The sequence below is a fragment of the Terrabacter sp. 2RAF25 genome (genome assembly GCF_052115265.1).
GTDB lineage: Bacteria > Actinomycetota > Actinomycetes > Actinomycetales > Dermatophilaceae > Terrabacter.
In genome coordinates this window covers 177,754-195,847 of the sequence record NZ_JBFRGJ010000001.1, presented here as the reverse complement: position 1 = coordinate 195,847, position 18,094 = coordinate 177,754, and the positions used below count along the sequence as shown (strand labels likewise).

At 71.6% G+C, this 18,094-nt stretch carries 19 protein-coding genes and 1 tRNA gene; 9 read left to right on the top strand and 11 right to left on the bottom strand.

The window, feature by feature from the left end; translation table 11 throughout:
• The first annotated feature begins 64 nt into the window (after positions 1–64).
• A complete protein-coding gene (locus tag AB4091_RS00930; protein WP_442289851.1) occupies positions 65–1,399 on the top strand; it encodes a HAMP domain-containing sensor histidine kinase in 1,335 nt (444 codons plus the stop codon).
• Positions 1,400–2,227: 828 nt separating this feature from the next.
• On the opposite strand, the gene AB4091_RS00925 is transcribed toward AB4091_RS00930, so the two are convergent.
• Positions 2,228–2,308 (bottom strand) — tRNA-Tyr (locus AB4091_RS00925).
• 136 nt (positions 2,309–2,444) lie between these two features.
• Here AB4091_RS00925 and AB4091_RS00920 point away from each other — a divergent pair.
• Positions 2,445–2,939 (top strand): YajQ family cyclic di-GMP-binding protein, encoded by a 495-nt coding sequence (locus AB4091_RS00920; RefSeq protein ID WP_442289850.1) that lies wholly within the window; start codon positions 2,445–2,447, stop codon positions 2,937–2,939.
• 84 nt (positions 2,940–3,023) lie between these two features.
• Here the strand turns inward: AB4091_RS00920 and AB4091_RS00915 are convergent, their stop codons facing one another.
• Positions 3,024–3,812 carry a DUF4031 domain-containing protein gene (locus tag AB4091_RS00915; RefSeq protein ID WP_442289849.1) on the bottom strand — a complete coding sequence of 263 codons (789 nt, stop codon included), beginning with the start codon at positions 3,810–3,812 and terminating at the stop codon, positions 3,024–3,026.
• A 138-nt stretch (positions 3,813–3,950) separates the two neighbouring features.
• On the opposite strand from AB4091_RS00915, the gene AB4091_RS00910 reads away from it, so the two are divergent.
• Positions 3,951–4,241, top strand: coding sequence for a WXG100 family type VII secretion target (locus tag AB4091_RS00910; RefSeq protein ID WP_442289848.1), 291 nt, complete (start codon positions 3,951–3,953; stop codon positions 4,239–4,241).
• Between the two features lie 254 nt (positions 4,242–4,495).
• Here AB4091_RS00910 and groL read toward each other — a convergent pair whose 3' ends face one another.
• The 3 genes from groL to AB4091_RS00895 all read right to left on the bottom strand — a co-directional run bounded on the left by groL (position 4,496) and on the right by AB4091_RS00895 (position 7,515).
• Positions 4,496–6,127 carry a chaperonin GroEL gene (groL, locus tag AB4091_RS00905; protein WP_442289847.1) on the bottom strand — a complete coding sequence of 544 codons (1,632 nt, stop codon included), beginning with the start codon at positions 6,125–6,127 and terminating at the stop codon, positions 4,496–4,498.
• A 302-nt stretch (positions 6,128–6,429) separates the two neighbouring features.
• Positions 6,430–6,849 carry an HIT family protein gene (locus AB4091_RS00900; protein WP_442289846.1) on the bottom strand — a complete coding sequence of 140 codons (420 nt, stop codon included), beginning with the start codon at positions 6,847–6,849 and terminating at the stop codon, positions 6,430–6,432.
• A 72-nt stretch (positions 6,850–6,921) separates the two neighbouring features.
• A complete protein-coding gene (locus AB4091_RS00895; RefSeq protein WP_442289845.1) occupies positions 6,922–7,515 on the bottom strand; it encodes a hypothetical protein in 594 nt (197 codons plus the stop codon).
• 91 nt (positions 7,516–7,606) lie between these two features.
• Here AB4091_RS00895 and AB4091_RS00890 point away from each other — a divergent pair, with 91 nt between their 5' ends.
• The 3 genes from AB4091_RS00890 to AB4091_RS00880 all read left to right on the top strand — a co-directional run bounded on the left by AB4091_RS00890 (position 7,607) and on the right by AB4091_RS00880 (position 9,842).
• A complete protein-coding gene (locus AB4091_RS00890) occupies positions 7,607–8,551 on the top strand; it encodes an MBL fold metallo-hydrolase (RefSeq protein ID WP_442289844.1) in 945 nt (314 codons plus the stop codon).
• Between the two features lie 269 nt (positions 8,552–8,820).
• Positions 8,821–9,153: a hypothetical protein gene (locus AB4091_RS00885; RefSeq protein ID WP_442289843.1), complete on the top strand. Its 333-nt coding sequence runs from the start codon at positions 8,821–8,823 to the stop codon at positions 9,151–9,153.
• Positions 9,126–9,842 carry a M48 family metalloprotease gene (locus AB4091_RS00880; protein WP_442290289.1) on the top strand — a complete coding sequence of 239 codons (717 nt, stop codon included), beginning with the start codon at positions 9,126–9,128 and terminating at the stop codon, positions 9,840–9,842. The genes AB4091_RS00885 and AB4091_RS00880 overlap by 28 nt, the downstream gene beginning before the upstream one ends.
• Here AB4091_RS00880 and AB4091_RS00875 read toward each other — a convergent pair.
• The 5 genes from AB4091_RS00875 to AB4091_RS00855 form a co-directional block, all read right to left on the bottom strand.
• The gene (locus AB4091_RS00875) at positions 9,833–10,924 is read right to left on the bottom strand and encodes a P1 family peptidase (protein WP_442289842.1); all 1,092 of its coding nucleotides are present in this window, start codon (positions 10,922–10,924) and stop codon (positions 9,833–9,835) included. The two genes, AB4091_RS00880 and AB4091_RS00875, sit on opposite strands and share 10 nt — an antisense overlap.
• Entirely contained in the window at positions 10,921–11,385 is a 465-nt protein-coding gene (locus AB4091_RS00870) for a GNAT family N-acetyltransferase (RefSeq protein ID WP_386054150.1), read from the bottom strand. The genes AB4091_RS00875 and AB4091_RS00870 overlap by 4 nt, the downstream gene beginning before the upstream one ends.
• 137 nt (positions 11,386–11,522) lie before the next feature.
• Positions 11,523–11,822, bottom strand: a complete 300-nt coding sequence (locus AB4091_RS00865) for a DUF3263 domain-containing protein (protein WP_442289841.1) — start codon at positions 11,820–11,822, stop codon at positions 11,523–11,525.
• Positions 11,823–12,075: 253 nt separating this feature from the next.
• Positions 12,076–13,437, bottom strand: a complete 1,362-nt coding sequence (locus tag AB4091_RS00860) for a pyridoxal phosphate-dependent decarboxylase family protein (protein ID WP_442289840.1) — start codon at positions 13,435–13,437, stop codon at positions 12,076–12,078.
• A 58-nt stretch (positions 13,438–13,495) separates the two neighbouring features.
• Positions 13,496–14,143: an HAD family hydrolase gene (locus AB4091_RS00855; RefSeq protein WP_442289839.1), complete on the bottom strand. Its 648-nt coding sequence runs from the start codon at positions 14,141–14,143 to the stop codon at positions 13,496–13,498.
• A 138-nt stretch (positions 14,144–14,281) separates the two neighbouring features.
• On the opposite strand from AB4091_RS00855, the gene AB4091_RS00850 reads away from it, so the two are divergent.
• On the top strand, positions 14,282–15,319 hold the full coding sequence (locus tag AB4091_RS00850; protein WP_442289838.1) for a putative sugar O-methyltransferase: 1,038 nt from the start codon (positions 14,282–14,284) through the stop codon (positions 15,317–15,319).
• Positions 15,320–15,322: 3 nt separating this feature from the next.
• Here the strand turns inward: AB4091_RS00850 and AB4091_RS00845 are convergent, their stop codons facing one another.
• Positions 15,323–16,489, bottom strand: coding sequence for an N-acetylglucosamine-6-phosphate deacetylase (locus AB4091_RS00845; protein WP_442289837.1), 1,167 nt, complete (start codon positions 16,487–16,489; stop codon positions 15,323–15,325).
• 44 nt (positions 16,490–16,533) lie between these two features.
• Here AB4091_RS00845 and AB4091_RS00840 point away from each other — a divergent pair, with 44 nt between their 5' ends.
• Both AB4091_RS00840 and AB4091_RS00835 read left to right on the top strand, forming a co-directional pair.
• The gene (locus AB4091_RS00840) at positions 16,534–17,211 is read left to right on the top strand and encodes a uracil-DNA glycosylase (protein WP_442289836.1); all 678 of its coding nucleotides are present in this window, start codon (positions 16,534–16,536) and stop codon (positions 17,209–17,211) included.
• On the top strand, positions 17,208–18,026 hold the full coding sequence (locus AB4091_RS00835; RefSeq protein WP_442289835.1) for an SGNH/GDSL hydrolase family protein: 819 nt from the start codon (positions 17,208–17,210) through the stop codon (positions 18,024–18,026). The genes AB4091_RS00840 and AB4091_RS00835 overlap by 4 nt, the downstream gene beginning before the upstream one ends.
• The last annotated feature ends 68 nt before the right edge of the window (positions 18,027–18,094 follow it).

Sequence of the window (18,094 nt, the reverse complement as noted above, 5' to 3'; positions counted from 1 at the left end):
TCCGGCCACGCCACCCACGATCTGCGGCTCGAGCGCAGGCGTGCGGCGCGCGAGGATGACAGGCATGCGCCGACGAATTCTCCGCCTGGCCGTGCTGGCCGTCTCGGTCGCCTTGCTCCTGTTCGGCATCCCGCTGGCCCTGGCAGCAAGGACCACCATCCTGAGCGAGGAACGCGGCGAGCTGGAACGCACTGCGCTGCTGGCTTCCCGGCAGGTCGGACCCGACTTCCTGAGGGGTGACCCTGTCGAGCTACCGCGCGTGGAGGACGACAAGAAGGTCGCGATCTACGACGCGACGCTGACCCTCAGGTCGGCCGCCACCGGCGGGCCCACGACGGCCGACTCCGTCACGCGGGCGGCCTCCCATGGGATCGACTCCGAGGGTGTGGTCGGCAGCGAGTTCGTGGTGGCCGTCCCGGTCACCGATGCAGAACAAGTCATCGCGGTCGTCCGGGTGTCGGCGCCCACGAGCCAGACGCTCGCCGGCATCGCCCTCGCCTGGGCGGCCTTAGCGCTGTGCGCCGTGCTCGCCCTGGCTGTCGCGGCGCTCGTGGCCCGCCGCCAAGCACGGTTCCTCACCACCCCGCTGGAGGCGCTCGCGGTGGCGGCCGAGCGCGTCGCCGACGGCGACCTCCAGACCCGGACCGAACCTGTCGGGACGCCCGAGCTGGTCAGGCTGGCACAGACACAGAACGACATGCTCGACCGGCTCTGCGACCTCATCGCCCGTGAACGCCGACTCACCGCTGAGATCTCCCACCAGCTGCGAACGCCGGTCACAGGCCTCGCCCTGGGACTACAGAACGCGCTGGGCCCCGATGGCGGCGGCGCGTCCGCGGACTCTCACGCAGCGCTCGCCGATGCGCTCGGGCAGGTGCGGGACCTCGAACGGACCATCGACAGCGTCATCCAGCTGGCGCGCCCCCAGGGAGGCGCGCCGGGAGCGGGTCCCGTCCGCAGCATCGCGGACTTCTGCGCCGAGCTCGAGCGGCGGTGGCGCGGCCCTCTGTCCGAGGCTGGGCGCCGGTTGGTCGTCACCGCCGAGACCGACGGCGCACTACCCCTTCCGCAATTCGTCGTCACGGAAGTTCTGAAGATCCTCATGGACAACGCCACCCGGCACGGCGCCGGACGCGTCACCGTCGTCTTCCGTGACCTCGGCTCGTTCATCGCGATCGACGTCGCCGACGAGGGCGCCGTCCAGTCCCACGGTGGCGACCTCTTCCGCCGAGGTCGTTCCGGCAGCGACGGGCTCGGGATCGGGCTGGCCCTCGGCCGATCGATCGCCGAGGCCTCTGGCGGCCGGCTGACCCTGTCGCGGCAGCAGCCGACCCGCTTCACACTCGTGATTCCCCTCCCCGCGGTTCCCTCCGAACCGGATCCGACAGCGACTACCTGAGGTTCAGCAGCGCCATCAACCGCAGAGGAACTCCCGCACCCGGACTGACTCTCCCCGAGGCGCCGCCGTCTCAGCGTCCGTGACGTCTGCGAGAAAAGTGGGAGCCACCGGCGACGATCCGGCCGCGGCCGAAGCTTCCGCACGTGTTCCCAAGGGGCGGGCGACGCCAGGCGGTGCCGCCCGATCACAACCGGACTACGCAGCTCGAACCGGCCAACAGTTGGCAGGGCAACCTACGAGAGAGTGGAATCACCCCGCAGCTCGAGGAACGTTGATGACACCCGCTGTCGAGCTCTGGGATCTGCCCGCCACGGTTCCCGACGGTCACCGTGTGCTCAGGTGTTTCCGGGACGGACTGCCATGACGCACGCCGCTGGTCGTCGTCGGTGCCATCACTGACTGCGAGGGTGCCGGAGCTAGGGGGACGCGATCTCGTCCGCTGAGGACCAAGCCCTCCGATCCCCAGGATCGCCAAGCAGTCCGCGCCACCCTGCAGGGGCCCCGGCCGGACATGGACTGGACGGGGGCCCTTCACGAATCTGGACTCGTCCGCGCGAGTCCGTCGAACGGTCGCGGGCCACAGGGTCAGCCACGTCGACCGGGAAGCACACGCGAAGGGCCCGCACACGAGCACTCCGCACGGGGGCGTACTCCATGCAACCTCGGAAGCCGGTGCCGGAGCCTTGCGACGCGTCGGCGCCGAGTGGACCCTCGACGCATGGCGCGTCAGCACCTGAGTCGAAATCCGTCGCGACTGCATACCCCTGCCCGTACATGCAAGAGGCCCTGACCGGCTACTCCGCTGGTCAGGGCCTCTCGGGGCACGGGTGGCAGGTGAAGGATTCGAACCTTCGTAGCTTTCGCGACGGATTTACAGTCCGTTTCCATTGGCCGCTCGGACAACCTGCCTTGGTGCGTCTGGAAGGATAGCAAGAGATCGGGCGCGGTCCGAATCGGGATCTCGACGACGCTTTCGGCGTGTCCGCAGGCCCCGACGTCCGCATCCGACAGACCAGCCACCAGCACGCGGAAGGACCCAACACCGATGGCCGACTCCTCCTTCGACATCGTCAGCAAGTTCGACAAGCAGGAGATCGCGAACGCGGTCAACAGCGCCAGCAAGGAGATCGCGACGCGCTACGACTTCAAGAACGTGGGCGCCGCCGTCGACCTCGCCGGCGACGTCATCAAGATGAAGGCGAACACCGAGGAGCGTTGCCTCGCCGTCCTCGACGTCGTCCAGACGCACCTCGTCAAGCGCAAGGTCAGCCTCAAGCACCTCGACGTGCCCGAGGCCGGCCCGCGCATCTCCGGCAAGGAGTACCACCTCGACGCGCCCCTCAAGGAGGGCATCTCGCAGGAGAACGCGAAGAAGATCAACAAGCTGATCCGCGACGAGGGCCCCAAGGGTGTCAAGAGCCAGATCCAGGGCGACGAGCTGCGCGTCTCGAGCAAGAGCCGCGACGACCTCCAGGCCGTCCAGCGGATGCTGCGCGAGGCCGACCTCGACGTCGCGCTCACCTTCACCAACCAGCGCTGACGTCCGGGTTCGCCTGCACGACAGGCGACCCCACCGCAACAGATCACGTATGCCGTCCACCTCAGTGGGCGGCATACGTGCGTCTCAGAGTGGGCGGGCGAGCCCGCGCAGGTCGGGGAAGACCTCTACGGCGAGCGGCCACCAGAAGAGGTGCCCGCACAGCTCGGCGTACTCCTCCGGTGTCACCCACCGCGTCTCGTGGATGCCGTCGTCGCCGTCGTTGATCGCGGGCTGCACGTCCTCGAGCCGGGTGCGGAACACCTGGAGGTAGGGCTTGTCGCGCGAGAACAGGTTGCCCTCGGTGCGGGGAGTGAATCTCTCGTAGCCGCAAGGGAGCACGTCGGGATGGCGCAGTCGCAGCCCGGTCTCCTCGAACGTCTCGCGCACAGCGTTCTCTACGGGGGTCTCGTCTTCCTCTCGCCACCCGCCGGGCGAGCCCCACTCCCCCCGTCGCACGCTGTGCACGACGACGAAGTCGCCACGGCGGTCGCGCACGAACACCATGGCGGCGAGCACGCGCGAGGCGTCGAGCGGGTCGTCCGACGCCACGAGGTCGACGTCGCTTGCACCGTTCGGGAACGACACGTCGAGGATGCGGCGGACGCCGCGGTCGCGCTTGCGCTTGCGCAGCCGCAGGCCGGACGCGTTGAGCCGCCGGGCAAGGTCGACCCCGGTCGTCGGGGTGGCCCCGGCGTCGACGGCCGACTGCCATCGCCCCTCCGGCACGTCGTAGTGGTCGCCGTCGAACGAACGCGGGTGCAGCTGCGCGGTGCGGGCGACGGCGTGCAGCTCGTCGTAGGACGTGTCGCTGACGAGGTGTGCGAAGAGCCGACCGTGGGCGGGCCAGATGGGCTCATCGATCCACACGGTCATGAGTCCGAGCCTAGGCCAGCACCCCCACACCGCCGGCGAGCCCGGCCCTGTGGATGACGCCCGCGCCGCAGCTGCCGCCCGGCCTAGCCTCGAACGAACGCGGCCACCACCGGGTCGGCCACCGATCGAGGAGTAGACATGTCCCGTTCCGTCGTTGACACCGAACGCATCGCCGCCGCAGCCGGCGACATCCACCGGCTCGCCGACACCATCACGTCGAGCACCGCCGAGCTGCGCGGTCGCCTCGCCGGCATGGGCGCCGACTGGCAGGGCCCGGCCAAGGTCGAGTTCGAGCGCGTGATGCACGACTACCAGCGCATCCAGGCGCAGATGACCGAGGCCCTGGCCGACGTCGGCCGGCTCACGCTCAAGGCGTCGGCGGCGTACGCCGAGCACGAGAACGCGACCCGAGCCCTCTTCGCCCGGTGATCACCATCGTCTGACCTCGCCCCGGCTCCCTCCTCGCTGCCCTGACTGCCCTCACTGCCCTGACTGCCCCGACGACCCGGCGCTCGACCCCCTGGCGGCGCCGGGTCCGCGCCGGAGGCTGCGCTCCCCTGGGCCGGGTCGAGCGCGCCTCCGGCGCACCCATGAGCCGGCGACGGCACGGGTACGCCGAAGGGCGGCTCCCCTCTCGGGGAACCGCCCTTCGGACGTGACCGTGTTGCGTGGGCCAGCGGGGCTCAGAAGCCCATGCCGCCCATGCCACCCATGTCGTCGCCGCCCGGCATGGCCGGGGCCGACTTCTCGGGCTTGTCGGCGATGACGGCCTCGGTCGTGAGGAACAGCGCGGCGATCGACGCGGCGTTCTGCAGCGCCGAGCGCGTCACCTTGACCGGGTCGATGATGCCGGCGGCCAGCAGGTCGCCGTACTCACCGGTGGCGGCGTTGAGGCCGTGACCGGCCTCGAGACCGCGCACCTTCTCGGCCACGACTCCACCCTCGAGACCGGCGTTGATCGCGATCTGCTTGAGCGGGGCCTCGGTCGCGACGCGCACGATGTTGGCGCCGGTGGCCTCGTCACCCTCGAGCGAGAGGTCGTCGAGCGCCTTGGCGGCCTGGATGAGCGCCACGCCACCACCGGCGACGATGCCCTCCTCGACGGCAGCCTTCGCGTTGCGCACGGCGTCCTCGATGCGGTGCTTGCGCTCCTTGAGCTCGACCTCGGTGGCCGCGCCCGCCTTGATGACGGCGACGCCGCCGGCGAGCTTGGCGAGGCGCTCCTGGAGCTTCTCGCGGTCGTAGTCGGAGTCCGACTTCTCGATCTCGGCCTTGATCTGGGCGATGCGACCCTCGATCTGCGAGCGGTCCTCGGCGTCCTCGACGATGGTCGTCTCGTCCTTGGTGACGACGACCTTGCGAGCGCGGCCGAGCAGGTCGAGGGTGGCGTTCTCGAGCTTGAGACCGACCTCCTCGGAGATGACCTGGCCACCGGTGAGGATGGCGATGTCGGTGAGCATGGCCTTGCGGCGGTCGCCGAAGCCCGGGGCCTTGACGGCGACGGACTTGAACGTGCCCTTGATCTTGTTGACGACGAGGGTCGCGAGGGCCTCACCCTCGATGTCCTCGGCGATGATCAGCAGGGGCTTGCCCGACTGCATGACCTTCTCGAGCAGCGGGACGAGGTCCTTGATGCTGCCGATCTTGCTGTTGGCCACAAGCACGTAGGCGTCGTCGAGGACGGCCTCCATGCGCTCGGTGTCGGTGACGAAGTACGCCGAGATGTAGCCCTTGTCGAAGCGCATACCCTCGGTCATCTCCAGCTCGAGACCCATGGTGTTGGAGTCCTCGACGGTGATGACGCCTTCCTTGCCGACCTTGTCCATCGCCTCGGCGATGAGAGCACCGATCTCCTCGTCGGCCGCCGAGATGCTGGCGGTCGAGGCGATCTGCTCCTTGGTCTCGATCTCCTTGGCCTGCTCGAGCAGACGGGCGGAGACGGCCTCGACGGCCTTCTCGATGCCGCGCTTGAGGGCCATCGGGTTGGCGCCTGCGGCAACGTTGCGCAGGCCCTCCTTGACCATGGCCTGGGCGAGCACGGTCGCCGTCGTCGTGCCGTCACCGGCGACGTCGTCGGTCTTCTTGGCAACTTCCTTGACGAGCTCCGCGCCGATCTTCTCGTACGGGTCGTCGAGCTCGATCTCCTTGGCGATCGAGACACCGTCGTTGGTGATCGTGGGGGCGCCCCACTTCTTCTCCAGCACGACGTTGCGGCCCTTCGGGCCGAGGGTCACGCGGACGGCGTCGGCGAGGATGTTCATCCCTCGCTCGAGCCCGCGACGAGCCTCTTCGTCAAACGCAATGGTCTTGGCCATTCGGGTGGTTCCTCCCACGCGAATCGATGGTGGTGGCCCGCATGACGCCCGCGACGGACGGGACCGGTCTTCCCAGCTTCATGTAGCTGCGAACCCAGCCCCTCGGCATACGGCCCATTTCTGTCACTCCCACCTGGAGAGTGCTAACGCCATTATTGGCACTCTCGGGGTGAGAGTGCAAACAAAACGAGGAGCAGACCCTCGTTCGTGCCGCGCCCTTTCCGAGGAGGTATGCCGTGCGGCCCTGCGGGTGCACGGCATACGTCCTCGGATGCCCGGGTGTAGTGGGATCGGCAGCGGGATCAGGCGGCGGGCTCGAGCACGGCTGCGAGGCGCGCGGCGAAACCGGCGGACTCCTCGGCGGAGGCGTACGTCGTGCGCGGCCAGAAGAAGCCGCGCAGCCCGTCGCCCTTGGTGCGCGGCACGACGTGCACGTGCAGATGCGGCACCGACTGGCTCACGACGTTGTTCATGGCGACGAACGAGCCCTGCGCCCCGAGGCCGACCACTGCCGCTGCGGCGAGGCGACGAGCGGCGCCGAGCAGGCCCGCGTGCAGGTCGTCCGGCAGCTCGAGCAACGTGTCGACGTGCACCCGCGGCACGAGCAGGACGTGCCCCTTGAACACCGGCCGCCGGTCGAGGAACCCGACGAAGTCCGGCTCGTCGAGCACCCGGTCACTCGGCAGGTCACCGGCGACGACGGAGCAGAAGACGCAGTCCATGGCCACAGGCTGCCACGCAGCGTGGCCCCCGTCGCGCAGGCGTGACGGGACCACCGCCTCGGTGCGCCGGGGTCAGCAGATGATGAGCAGGAAGCAGCCGCCGTCGGAGGGCGTGGGAGAGCTCGTGGGCGTCGGGCGCGGCGAGGTCGGCCTGGGCTTGGGGCCGCCCTTGGTCGGGGACGGGCTGGGCGCAGCGGTCGACGACGACGGGCTCGGCGGCGTCGGCGCCGGGACCGGCGGGGGCGCCACCGTCGAGGTGGACGTCGCGTCGGGGGCCGGCGCGCGAGTCGTGGGGACCTGCGACGTGGCGTCCGAGGCGGGCTGGACGACGGCAGTCGCGGCAGGCGGCGTCGACGAGGTGCCCGGGAGCGGCGCCGCGGTGCTCGACGTGCCGGGCGCGTCCGAGGTGCCCCCAGAGGTGCCGGCAGAGGTGCCCGCGGGGGTGCCCCAGCCGTCCTCCGACGGCGTCTCGGCGAAGTCCGAGCCGGGCACGTTCGGGAACACGCCGGCGCTCATCGCCTGGTCACGCCAGCTGTCGCCCGACCAGAGCACGACGGCTCCGGTCGCGAGGAGCGCGAACGCCGCGAGGGCGGCCACGATGACGGCTCGGCGGCGACGACGGCCGCCCCTGGGGGGCTGGAAGTCGGTGGAGGGCTCGAAGGACATGGCTCACAAACGTAGAGGAACGAGGCTGCGAGCGCCTGTCCGGAACGTGGTCGGCGCTCGGCCACTACGGTGGGACGGTGCCCGAGGAGACATGGATCACATCGAGGTCCCGCTCGTGAGCGGAGACGGGCCCGGCTCCGCGACCGCCGCCACGGCCTCCACCGGAGCGGGGGGCCGGACCCACGGCTTCGTCGAGGTCGCCGACCGGGTCTTCGTGGCGCGCTACCGGCAGTGGGACGTCAACGTGGGCCTGGTGCTGGGTCGCGACGGCGCCGTCGTCATCGACACCCGCGCGAGCGACGTCCAGGGCCGCCAGGTGCTCGACGACGTGCGCCGTCTGGGGCGCGACATCGAGGTGCGCCACGTCGTCAGCACGCACGTCCACTTCGACCACACCTTCGGCAACGTGGCGTTCGACGCGGCCACGGTGCACGCCCACGACAACGTCGGCCGCACGCTCGAAGAGGCCGCTCGGCACGTCAAGGAGGCGCTGCGCGCCGACCCTGCCGCCGCTCCGGAGTTCGGCTACACCGAGCGTGACGCCGCCGAGGTGATGGCCACTCAGGTGCGCGGGCCCGACCGCACCTTCGGGTCCAACGCCACCATCGACCTCGGTGACCGCTGTGTCACGATGACGTATGCCGGCCGCGGCCACACCGACGGAGACGTCGCCGTCGTCGTGCCCGACACCGACGCGATCTTCCTCGGCGACCTCGTCGAGGAGAGCGCCCACCCCTCGTTCGGGGGCGACTGCTGGCCGCTCGAGTGGGCCGACACCCTCACCTCGCACCTTCTCCAGGCCGACGAGGGCGCCGTCGTGGTGCCGGGCCACGGACGACCGGTCGACGTGGACTTCGTGACCCGGCAGAGAGACGACGTCGCGACGGTCGCGGCGGTGATCCGCGAGCGCCGGCTCGGCGGGGGCTCGCTCGAAGAGGCGTTGCGTGACCTCGACCCGCGCCTGCCCTACCCGCTCGCCTATCTTGAGTCCGCGATCCGCCGCGGCTGGGAACACCTCGTCCCGCCCACTCCCTGACCGAGCCGGACCGAGCCAGACGCGATGCCCGGCACGGCTGCGGCCCGAGAGCTGACGACATCGTCCCTGCCGAGACGTCGTCGAGGACGGCCAACAGCAGTCGCCGGTGCGGAAGCCGTCCGCGCGCCGACAAGGTGCCGTGCAGTCGGCCGGCCGTCGTCGCTCCTTCCCGGCAGGCGTCGGCGACCTACCCGGGCGAAGGGCCACCGTTCGGCATCCGGCGCCCGTAACATCCAGCACGAAATGCCGCCCGTCGCCGGGCCGCAGCGGTGGACGCGGCGTCGGCCCGCGCCCACGGCACCCTGATGGCACAGGCCGGCCGCGGCGAGCGCCCGCGCGTCTCGACGGGTGCCTCGCGCGGCGTGCTCACGCTCTCGGTGGTGATCCTCGGCACCTACGCCGCCGTGGTCGCACTGCTCGTCGTGGCGACGTTCGCGCCGAAGGGCGTCGTCGGCTGGGTCGGCGTCGTGCTCGGGTGGCTCGTCGTCATCGCCATCTCGCCCCGTCCGAGCCGCCTCGAGGGCGTCCGGCTCCTCCCGGTCGGGTCGGGTGGGGTCGGCGCCAGGCGCTCGTCATCGGCCTGCCCCTCCGGACCCTGCTGACCGACGACGAGCGAGTCGCGCTGCTCGCGCACGAGATGGGCCACCTCCGCGGCCGCGACACGACCACGGGACACCTCGTGTGGATGGCGCACGGGTTGCTGCGCCGGCTCGCCACGCTGCTCGTGCCGCTCCCGCGGGACGCCTACTCGGACTTCGTGGACCACCGGGCAGTGATGTCCCAGGCCACCTTGAACGCCCTGGGCGCGGTCATCCTCCACGTCCTGTCGGCGCCTGCGCTCCTGCTCCTCCTGCTCTTCGAGCGCTTGACCGCCGTCGACGGCCAGCGGCGCGAGTACCTCGCCGACCTGCGTGCCGCCGAGGTGGCCGGGACCCCGGCGGTGCTGCGGCTGCTGATCACGACCGAGAACCTCCCCGGGCTGCACACCCTGGCCTCCGCCGCAGTGCGACGTCGGGAGGACCCCTTCGCCGTGCTCGACACGTTGCGCGAGCGTCCGGCCCCGACGCCCTCCCAGGTCGCGACGGCCCGGCAGCGCGCCCGCGAGCAGGACCTGCGCTGGGACGCGAGCCACCCGCGGGACGACCTGCGGATGAGCCTCGTCGAGGCTCGGGCCGCCGAGCGCAGCACCGAGCGGTGGGGGGCGCTGCCCGGCGCCGAGCGAGAGCTTGCCGGTCTGCGTCCCGAGCTCGTGCGACAGTTCTCCGACGACCTCACCGACATCTACTGCTGACGGCCACCCGCGAGCGCGGACGGGAAGGCCTCGGACCACGACCGGAGGGCGACGCCGCCGTCGGCCGTGCGGTCGACCGAGGTCGCGGCGAGCAGCGCCTGCACGATGGCCCGCGCGACGCAGTCGGCCCCGGCCTCCATGAGGACCGTCAGCTCGATCGGGTCGGGCGCCGGTCGCTCGCCGGTCGCCAGGGCGAACAGCGTGTCGCCGTCGAAGAGCGTGTGGACCGGCTTGAGCGCACGGGCATAGCCGTCGTGCGCGACCCCGGCGGCCTTCTCGCACTGGGCTTTCGAGAGGGTGACGTCGGTCGCGACCACACCGATCGTGGTGGCGAGACCCGGCAGCCCGGCCGCCCGAGCGGGCGCCGCCTCGACCCGGGTGCGGGCGTCGTCGAGCTCGGCCGCGCTGGGTGGCTCGAGGTGCCCGAGCTCGTCACCGATGGCGAGCCCGACGGCATACGGGAGGCCCGTCCCGGGATCGACCGCCGAGCCGACGGCGTTGACCGCGACGAGGGCCGCGACCGTGGCGCCCGACTCGAGCACGACGCTGGCGGAGCCGATGCCGCCCTTGAAGCCGCCGACCTTCGCCCCCGTGCCGGCGCCGACGCACCCCTGAGCCACCGCGTCGGGCGAGGCGTTCGCGTATGCCGCCCTACCGTCCTCCGCGCCCGGGGTGTGCCGCCACGTGCCGCTGCGACCCAGGTCGAAGAGGATCGCAGCGGGAACGATGGGGACGCGCTGGCCGGGATCGGCCGTGGGCCAGCCCAGGCCGTCGTCGGCGAGCGCGGCCATGACCCCGTCGGCTGCGGCGAGCCCGAAGGCGGAGCCGCCGCCGAGGACGACCGCGTTGACCCGGTCGACGAGGTTGCGCGGGTCGAGCAGGTCGGTCTCGCGGGTGCCCGGCCCGCCGCCGCGCACGTCGACGCCGGCCACGACCCCACCCTCGGGCGCGACGACCACGGTGACGCCGGTCAGCCACCCCGGCTCGTCGCGGGTGCAGTGGCCGACTCGCAGGCCGCCCACGTCGACGAGGGAGTTCGTCGGGCCGGGAGCGGGAACGGGCGTCGGGCCGGGGGCCGTCACTGCGGGTCTCGCAGGTCGAACTCCATGAGCCGGCCGGGCGAGCTGAACCCGAGCCGCTCGTAGAACTCCTGCGCCCGGTCGTCGGGGGCGTTGAGCCGGATCCACTTCACGTCGGTCGTGCGCGACCACTCGATCATGGCCTCGGTGAGGGCGCGGCCCACCCCGCGGTCGCGGCAGCCGGGCGCGACGAACAGGCCGCCGACGTGCAGCCACGACACGTCGCGGCGACCGGGCCACGGCAGGGCTCGGATGCGGCGCGTCTCGAGGATGCCGGCGTGCTCACCGCGGCTCTCGGCGATCCAGGTGGGGCGGTCGGGCCGCTCGGCCAGCCACGCGTCGACGAAGCGGTCGAGGTAGCCGGGCTCGGACGGCATACCGAGCTCGCGGGCGAACTGGAGGTGCAGCGCCGCCACGATAAGCGCGTCGTCGGCCGACGCGCGACGGATCGTCACCTCAGCCATGAGGGAAGTGAACCACGCAGGGGGTGCAACGGCACCCAACCCGGGCGACTCCGGCGATCCGGGCGAGCCGGGCCAGGCGGTGGGCTCGCACGGCGCTCGGCAGCGGGTGGGTCACCTCGGCTGCCGTCGTCATCCGGTCAGACGTTGATGCCCAGGCGGCGGGTGGTGCGCGCCCGCTGGCGGCTCGCTCGCATGCGGCGCAGCCGCTTGATGAGCATCGGGTCGGCCTCGAGGGCGAGCGGGCTGTCGAGCAGGGCGTTGAGCACCTGGTAGTAGCGGGTGGAGCTCATGTCGAAGAGCTCCTTGATGGCCTGCTCCTTCGAGCCGGCGTACTTCCACCACTGGCGCTCGAACGCCAGGATCTCGAGGTCGCGCGCGCTGAGGCCGGCCTCGGACTCGGGGCGGTGTGGCTGCGCCGTGGCGTGGTCTGTGCTCATGGTCCCGTCTCAGTGCGGTCGTGCGCGGTCGTGCGTTGGCTCCGGTCTTCACCCTAGGGGCAAATGACAGGGGTGTCATTCAGGTCGGGCGTGTTGCCCGGCATGTCGTCACGGGCTGCCGCAGGCGTTCGGAACTCAGGTCCCATGGGCCCCGCAGGACCCATCCGTGACACCTCACCGATGACGCCTCGTCGCGTCGGGCGCAGGCAGCCGGCCCAACGCGTACGCGGGTTGCCGCAGGCCCCGGGAGCCGTCAGGCCATCGTGTCGAGGATGGCGTTGACGTCCTCCTTGGTCGTGTGGGGGTTGACGATGGCGAAGCGCGTCAGGGTCTCACCGCGGAAGGTCGTCGGCACGACGAAGGCGAACTCCTGCGCCACCAGCCGGTCGGTCCACGCCTGGTAGTCCTCGGGGGCCCAGCCCACCCGACGGAAGACGACGACCGAGAGGTCGGGCTCGCGCACCGCCTCGAGATAGGGGCGGCGACCGATCTCGTCGGCCGCGAAGCGCGTCACCTCGACCGTGCTCTCGATGGCACGCACGTAGGCGTCGGTGCCGTGGACGGCGAGGGAGTACCAGAGCGGCAGTCCCCGGGCCCGGCGCGTCAGGCCGATGGAGTAGTCGGTCGGGTTCCACTCCGCCGACTTCGTGATGACGTCGAGGTAGCCGGCCTCCTGCGTGTGGGCCACCCGGGCCAGCTCGGGCTCCCGGTAGATGAGGGCGCAGCAGTCGAACGGCGCGAAGAGCCACTTGTGCGGGTCGACGATGAAGGAGTCTGCGTGCTCGATGCCGGCGAAGAGGTGCCTCACCGACGGCGCGGCGAGCCCGGCGCCGCCGTAGGCCCCGTCGACGTGCAGCCACAGGCCGAACTCGCGGCACACCTCGGCGACGGAGGCGAGGTCGTCGACGACCCCGAAGTTGGTGGTGCCGCTCGTGGCCACGACCGCGAAGAACGTCTCGGGGCCGTTCTCCACCAACGTCTTTCGCAGCTCGGCTCCGGTCATCCGCAGCTTGTCGTCGACCGAGACGCCGCACACCTCCGCGTCCATGACGGCCGCCATCGAGACGACGGACGAGTGCGCGTTGTCGGTCGCCGCCACGCGGTAGGGGCGGGCGCCGCTCCCGCTCTCCATGGCCCGGGCCCGTGCTGTGTGCCGTGCCACGACGAGGGCGGAGAGGTTGCCGACCGTGCCACCGGGCACGAAGACCCCACCCGCAGACTCGGGCAGCCCGGCGAGGTCGCTGATCCAGCGCAGCGCCTGGTTCTCGGCGTAGACCGCGCCCGCACCCTCCATCCACGAGCCGCCGTAGATCGACGAGGCACCCACGACGACGTCGAAGGCTGCGGCCTCGCGGGTCGGCGCGCACGGGATGAAGGAGAGGTAGCGCGGGTGGTCGGTCGACAGGCAGGCCGGCGCGAGGGTGTGCTCGAAGAGCTCCATCGCCCGGATCGAGCCGAGGCCGGCCGGGGTGATGGTCTGGCCGGCCGCCGACTGGAGGTAGTCCTGGGTCTGGGCGCCGTCGAGCGGGATGGGGTCCATGAGGAGCCGCTCGCGGGCGTAGCTGAGGACCTTGTCGACGGCGATGTGGTCGGCGTCCTTGTCGAAGCTGTGCACGCACAGATGCTAGGCCCTGCGCAGGCCCACCCCGACCGGGAGAACCGTGCCCCGGGCGTCAGCCGATGAGCGTGGAGCGCAGCTCGTCGGCGTTGGAGACGACCGCTGAGGGGCGCACCGACTCGAGCAGCTCGGGCAGTCCGGCACCCCACGTGACTGCGACCGTGTCCATGCCCGCGGCCTTGCCCGCGAGCACGTCGACGACGGCGTCTCCGACGTAGACGGCGCCGTTGGCGCTGCGCCCCATCCGGTCGAGGGCGAGCAGCAGCGGCGTCGGGTCGGGCTTGTGGCGCTCGGTGTCCTCCATCGCCACGAGCACCTCGACGTGCTCGGTGATGCCGAGGATGTCCATGGCCTGCTGCGCCGACTCGCGGCGCTTCGAGGTGGCCACGCCGACGCCCACGCCCGCCGCCCGCAGGTCGGCGAGCACGGCCACGACACCGTCGTAGCCGCGGATGAGCCGCTCGGTGTTGTCGGAGTTCCACTGCAGGTAGGTCGCGTAGAGCTCGTCGGCGTGCTCGGGCGAGTGGTCGCGGAACGCGCCGATGAGGGGCCGCCCGATCCACGAGCGGATGACGTCGGGATCCTCCTCGCGACCGATCACGGTGCGGAACGCGTACTGGTACGACTCGACGATGAGGTTGATCGTGTCGGCGAGCGTGCCGTCGAGGTCGAAGACGGCGGTGGACCAGCGAGGAGACGTCACCGGGTGAGCCTAGGGCAGCCACGTGGCGACGCGAGGAGTCGGCCGGATGCCGGGCGGACGACGCTCGAATGCGGTCGGTCCGGACATTCCCGCTCGTCCTCTGCCCATCCACCGCCCGGGACCGGCAACATGCATCCCATGACTGAAGCCACCACCGTCGACTGGTCCGCCATGACGCAGCGTTCGCTCGACGAGCTGCGCGACACGGACGCCCTCTACCGCCCGACGAGCTTCTGGGGCCCGGGCCTCGACGCGCTGCTGGCCGACATGGAGACCCGTGGTCTCGAGTCGTTCAAGTCATGGCCGACGGCCGCCTGGTGGTTCTACCCGCGCTACGGCGTCGGCTTCACGTATGCCGTCATCGACAAGGTGCTCGCGACGGTGCAGTCCGCCCTCCCCGACGCCCAGCCCGGCTGGATCCGATCGGCCCTCGCCGCCACGCACGAGGCACGGCGCGACTTCGACGCGCTGCGCCTGGCGTGGAACCAGTCGAGCTGGCCGTGCGACCTCAACGGCCTCGGTGAGTCGAAGGTGGGCACGCCGTTCCAGTACTACCGCTTCACCAACGCCGAGCACGGCTGGACCCGGCCCTACCTCAACTACGGCCTCTGCATGGCGGCCCTCTCGATGCACGTCGACGCCCCGCCGAAGCGGTTCCTCGAGATCGGCGGCGGCTTCGGCGTGCTCGGCGAGTTCCTCCTGTCACGCGACCCCGAGGCCGTCTACGTCGACGTCGACATCCCGCCCCTGCTCACCGTCGCGTCCTGGTACCTGCGCGAGCTCTTCGGTGACCGGGTCTCCGTCTACGACGAGCGCGTCGCATCGTCCGGCCCCATTGAGCCCGAGGGCTCGGCCGTCCTGCCCAACTACCGACTGCCCGACCTGACGGGCGAGTTCGACGTCTTCGTGAACTCCTTCTCCTTCCAGGAGATGGAGCCCGACGTCGTCGAGAACTACGTCGACCTCGTCGTTGCGCGTGGGGTCCGGTGGGCCGTGTCTCTCAACTCGCGGCTCGGCAAGCCGGTGAAGACCGGTGACGGCATCGGCGTCGTCGACCCGGTCACGTCCGCGCGCATCATCGCGATGTTCGAACGTCGCGGCTTCGAGCTGATGGGCACCTACAACAGCCCCCTCATCCACTCCGCGGGCCAGCTCGCCGTGCTCCGGCGGCGCTGACGCTCAGGCCAGCCAGGCGCCCCGGCGCATGACCCTCGTCGTGCGGGCCGCGTCGTCGACGACCACGACGTCGGCGCGCGACCCCGCCGCGAGCGAGCCACGGTCGGCCAGCCCGAGCGCGCGGGCCGGCGTGCGCGTGGCCGGGCGGACGGCATACGGCAGCGGGATGCCGGCGCCGACGGCGCGCGCGACGATGTCGCCGACGTGGCTCGTGCCGCCGGCGATCGAGCCGGGTGCGGTGCCGTCGGGGTCGCTGCGCAGTCGCGCGACGCCGCGCTCGACGACGACGGAGAGCCCACCGAGGACGTACGCGCCGTCCCCCACCCCAGCGGCCGCCATCGCGTCGGAGACGAAGGCGACGTGGTCGGCCCCGACGAGGTCGAGCACCGTGCGCACCGTGTCGTCGGACAGGTGGGCCCCGTCGGCGATGAGCTCGACCGTGACGTGACCCCGGGCAGCCGAACGCAGCAGTGCCGCAACGGCGCCCGGCTCGCGGTGGTGCCACGGGTCCATGCCGTTGAACAGGTGGGTCGCGATGTCGGCACCGGCCGCGACTGCCGCCTCGACCGTCGCGTAGGCGGCGGTCGTGTGGCCGATGGCGGCATGGACGCCGCCCGACGCGAGCCAGCGCACGAGGTCGAGCCCATGGTCACGCTCGGGGGCGAGGGTGACCTGCCGGACGTGCCCCCGACCGAGCTCGAGGAGGCGCTCGACCTCTGCGAGCGACGGGTCGCGCAGGAGGGTCGGGTCGTGCGCCCCGCAGCGCGCCTCGGCCAGCCACGGGCCCTCGAGGTGGATGCCGTCGACCAGACCGTCGTCGCAGAGCTCCGCGAGCATCGCGACCCCGCGCTCCAGCTCGCGCGGCGTCATCGTGACGAGGCTCGCGAGCAGGCTCGTCGAGCCGTGCGCGTGGTGGTGGCGGGCCGCGGCGGCGGCCGCCTCGTCGCTGAGGTCGGTGAACGCCGACCCGCCGCCGCCGTGGCAGTGGATGTCGACGTATGCCGGCAGCATCGTCCCGCCCACCCGCTCGGCCGCGTGGGCGACGCCGGGCGGCTCCGTGCCGGGATCGAGGGGAGTGACCGCGGCGATGCGCTCCCCCTCGACGCGCACGAGCACGTCGGGCAGCACGACGTCGTCGACGAGGGCGGGGCCGCGCAGCGAGTGGTTCATCGGGGTCGATTCTGTCGCACGGACGGCAGGGGTAGCGTGTGGCCGTGCCGGCGCGACCCCTTTCCGAGCTCGTCCACCCGACGTGGGCACCCGCCCTCGAGCCGGTCGCCGACACGATCACCGAGCTGGGTGAGTTCCTCCGCGCCGAGGTGGCCGCCGGCCGTGGCTACCTGCCGGCGGGCGACCACGTGCTGCGAGCGTTCTCGCTGCCGCTGCCCGACGTCCGCGTCCTCGTCGTCGGCCAGGACCCCTACCCGACGACCGGCCATCCCGTCGGCCTCAGCTTCAGCGTCGCCCCGGACGTGCGGCCGGTCCCACGCTCGCTGCAGAACATCTACCAGGAGCTGGGCACCGACCTCGGCCTCGCGACGCCGGCCAACGGCGACCTGACGCCGTGGTTCGACCGTGGAGTGATGCTCCTCAACAGGGTGCTCACCGTGCAACCCGGGCGCTCCGCCAGCCACCAGGGCAAGGGCTGGGAAACCGTTACAGCACAAGCCATCTCGGCGCTGGTCGAACGCGGAGGACCGTTGGTTGCGATCCTCTGGGGGCGGCAGGCGCAGTCACTGGCACCCATGCTCGGCACGGTGCCGCGCATCGAGTCCGCACACCCGTCGCCCCTCTCCGCACGGTCGGGATTCTTCGGGTCACGGCCGTTCAGCCGCACCAACGACCTGCTCGCCCAACAGGGCGCCACCCCCATCGACTGGAGGCTGACATGACCCAGCCCACGCCCGGCGGTTCCGGACCCACCGTCTGGACCCGCTTCGTCGCCATCGGCGACTCCTTCACCGAAGGCATGTGCGACGACGATCCGACCTTCGGCCACGACGGCGAGTTCGCCGGCTGGGCAGACCGGCTCGCGGCACACCTGTCGGAGATCGCCCACGCCGACGGGCTGGACTTCGGCTACGCCAACCTCGCGGTCCGCGGCCGCAAGCTCGCCGACGTCGTCGGGCCGCAGCTCGAGGATGCCCTCGCCCTGCAGCCCGACCTCGTCAGCATCGTCGGTGGCGGCAACGACATCCTCCGCCCCAAGGCCGACCTCGACGGGCTCGCGGCCCGGCTCGAGGCAGCCGTCGCCCGCATCCGGGCGACCGGGGCCGACGTGCTGATGGCAACCCCCGTCGATCCCGCAGATGCCCCACTGGTCAAGGCAACCCGCGGTCGGGCCGCCATCCACACCGCGAACATCTGGAGCATCGCCCGGCGCAACGGCGCCCACGTCATCGACCAGTGGGGACTGCCCGCACTGCGCGACTGGCGCATGTGGGCCGAGGACCGCATCCACATGACGACCGAGGGGCACCGACGCGTCTCGCTGGCGGCGCTCGAGGCGCTCGGTCACACGCCGGCCGAGACCGACTGGGCCACGCCGCTCGACCCCGCTCCCCCGATCGGGCGCCGGGAGACGCTCCAGGCCAACGCCCAGTGGGCGAAGGAGTACGTCGGGCCGTGGGTGCACCGTCGGCTGACCGGCCGCTCGTCGGGCGACCACCGCCAGGCCAAGCGCCCCGACGTCACGCCGCTGGACTGAGTCTGCGAGGAGCGCCGTATACCGCTGGATCTTCGGAAGATGTCCGGAACGTCCTGAGGATCTGCTGA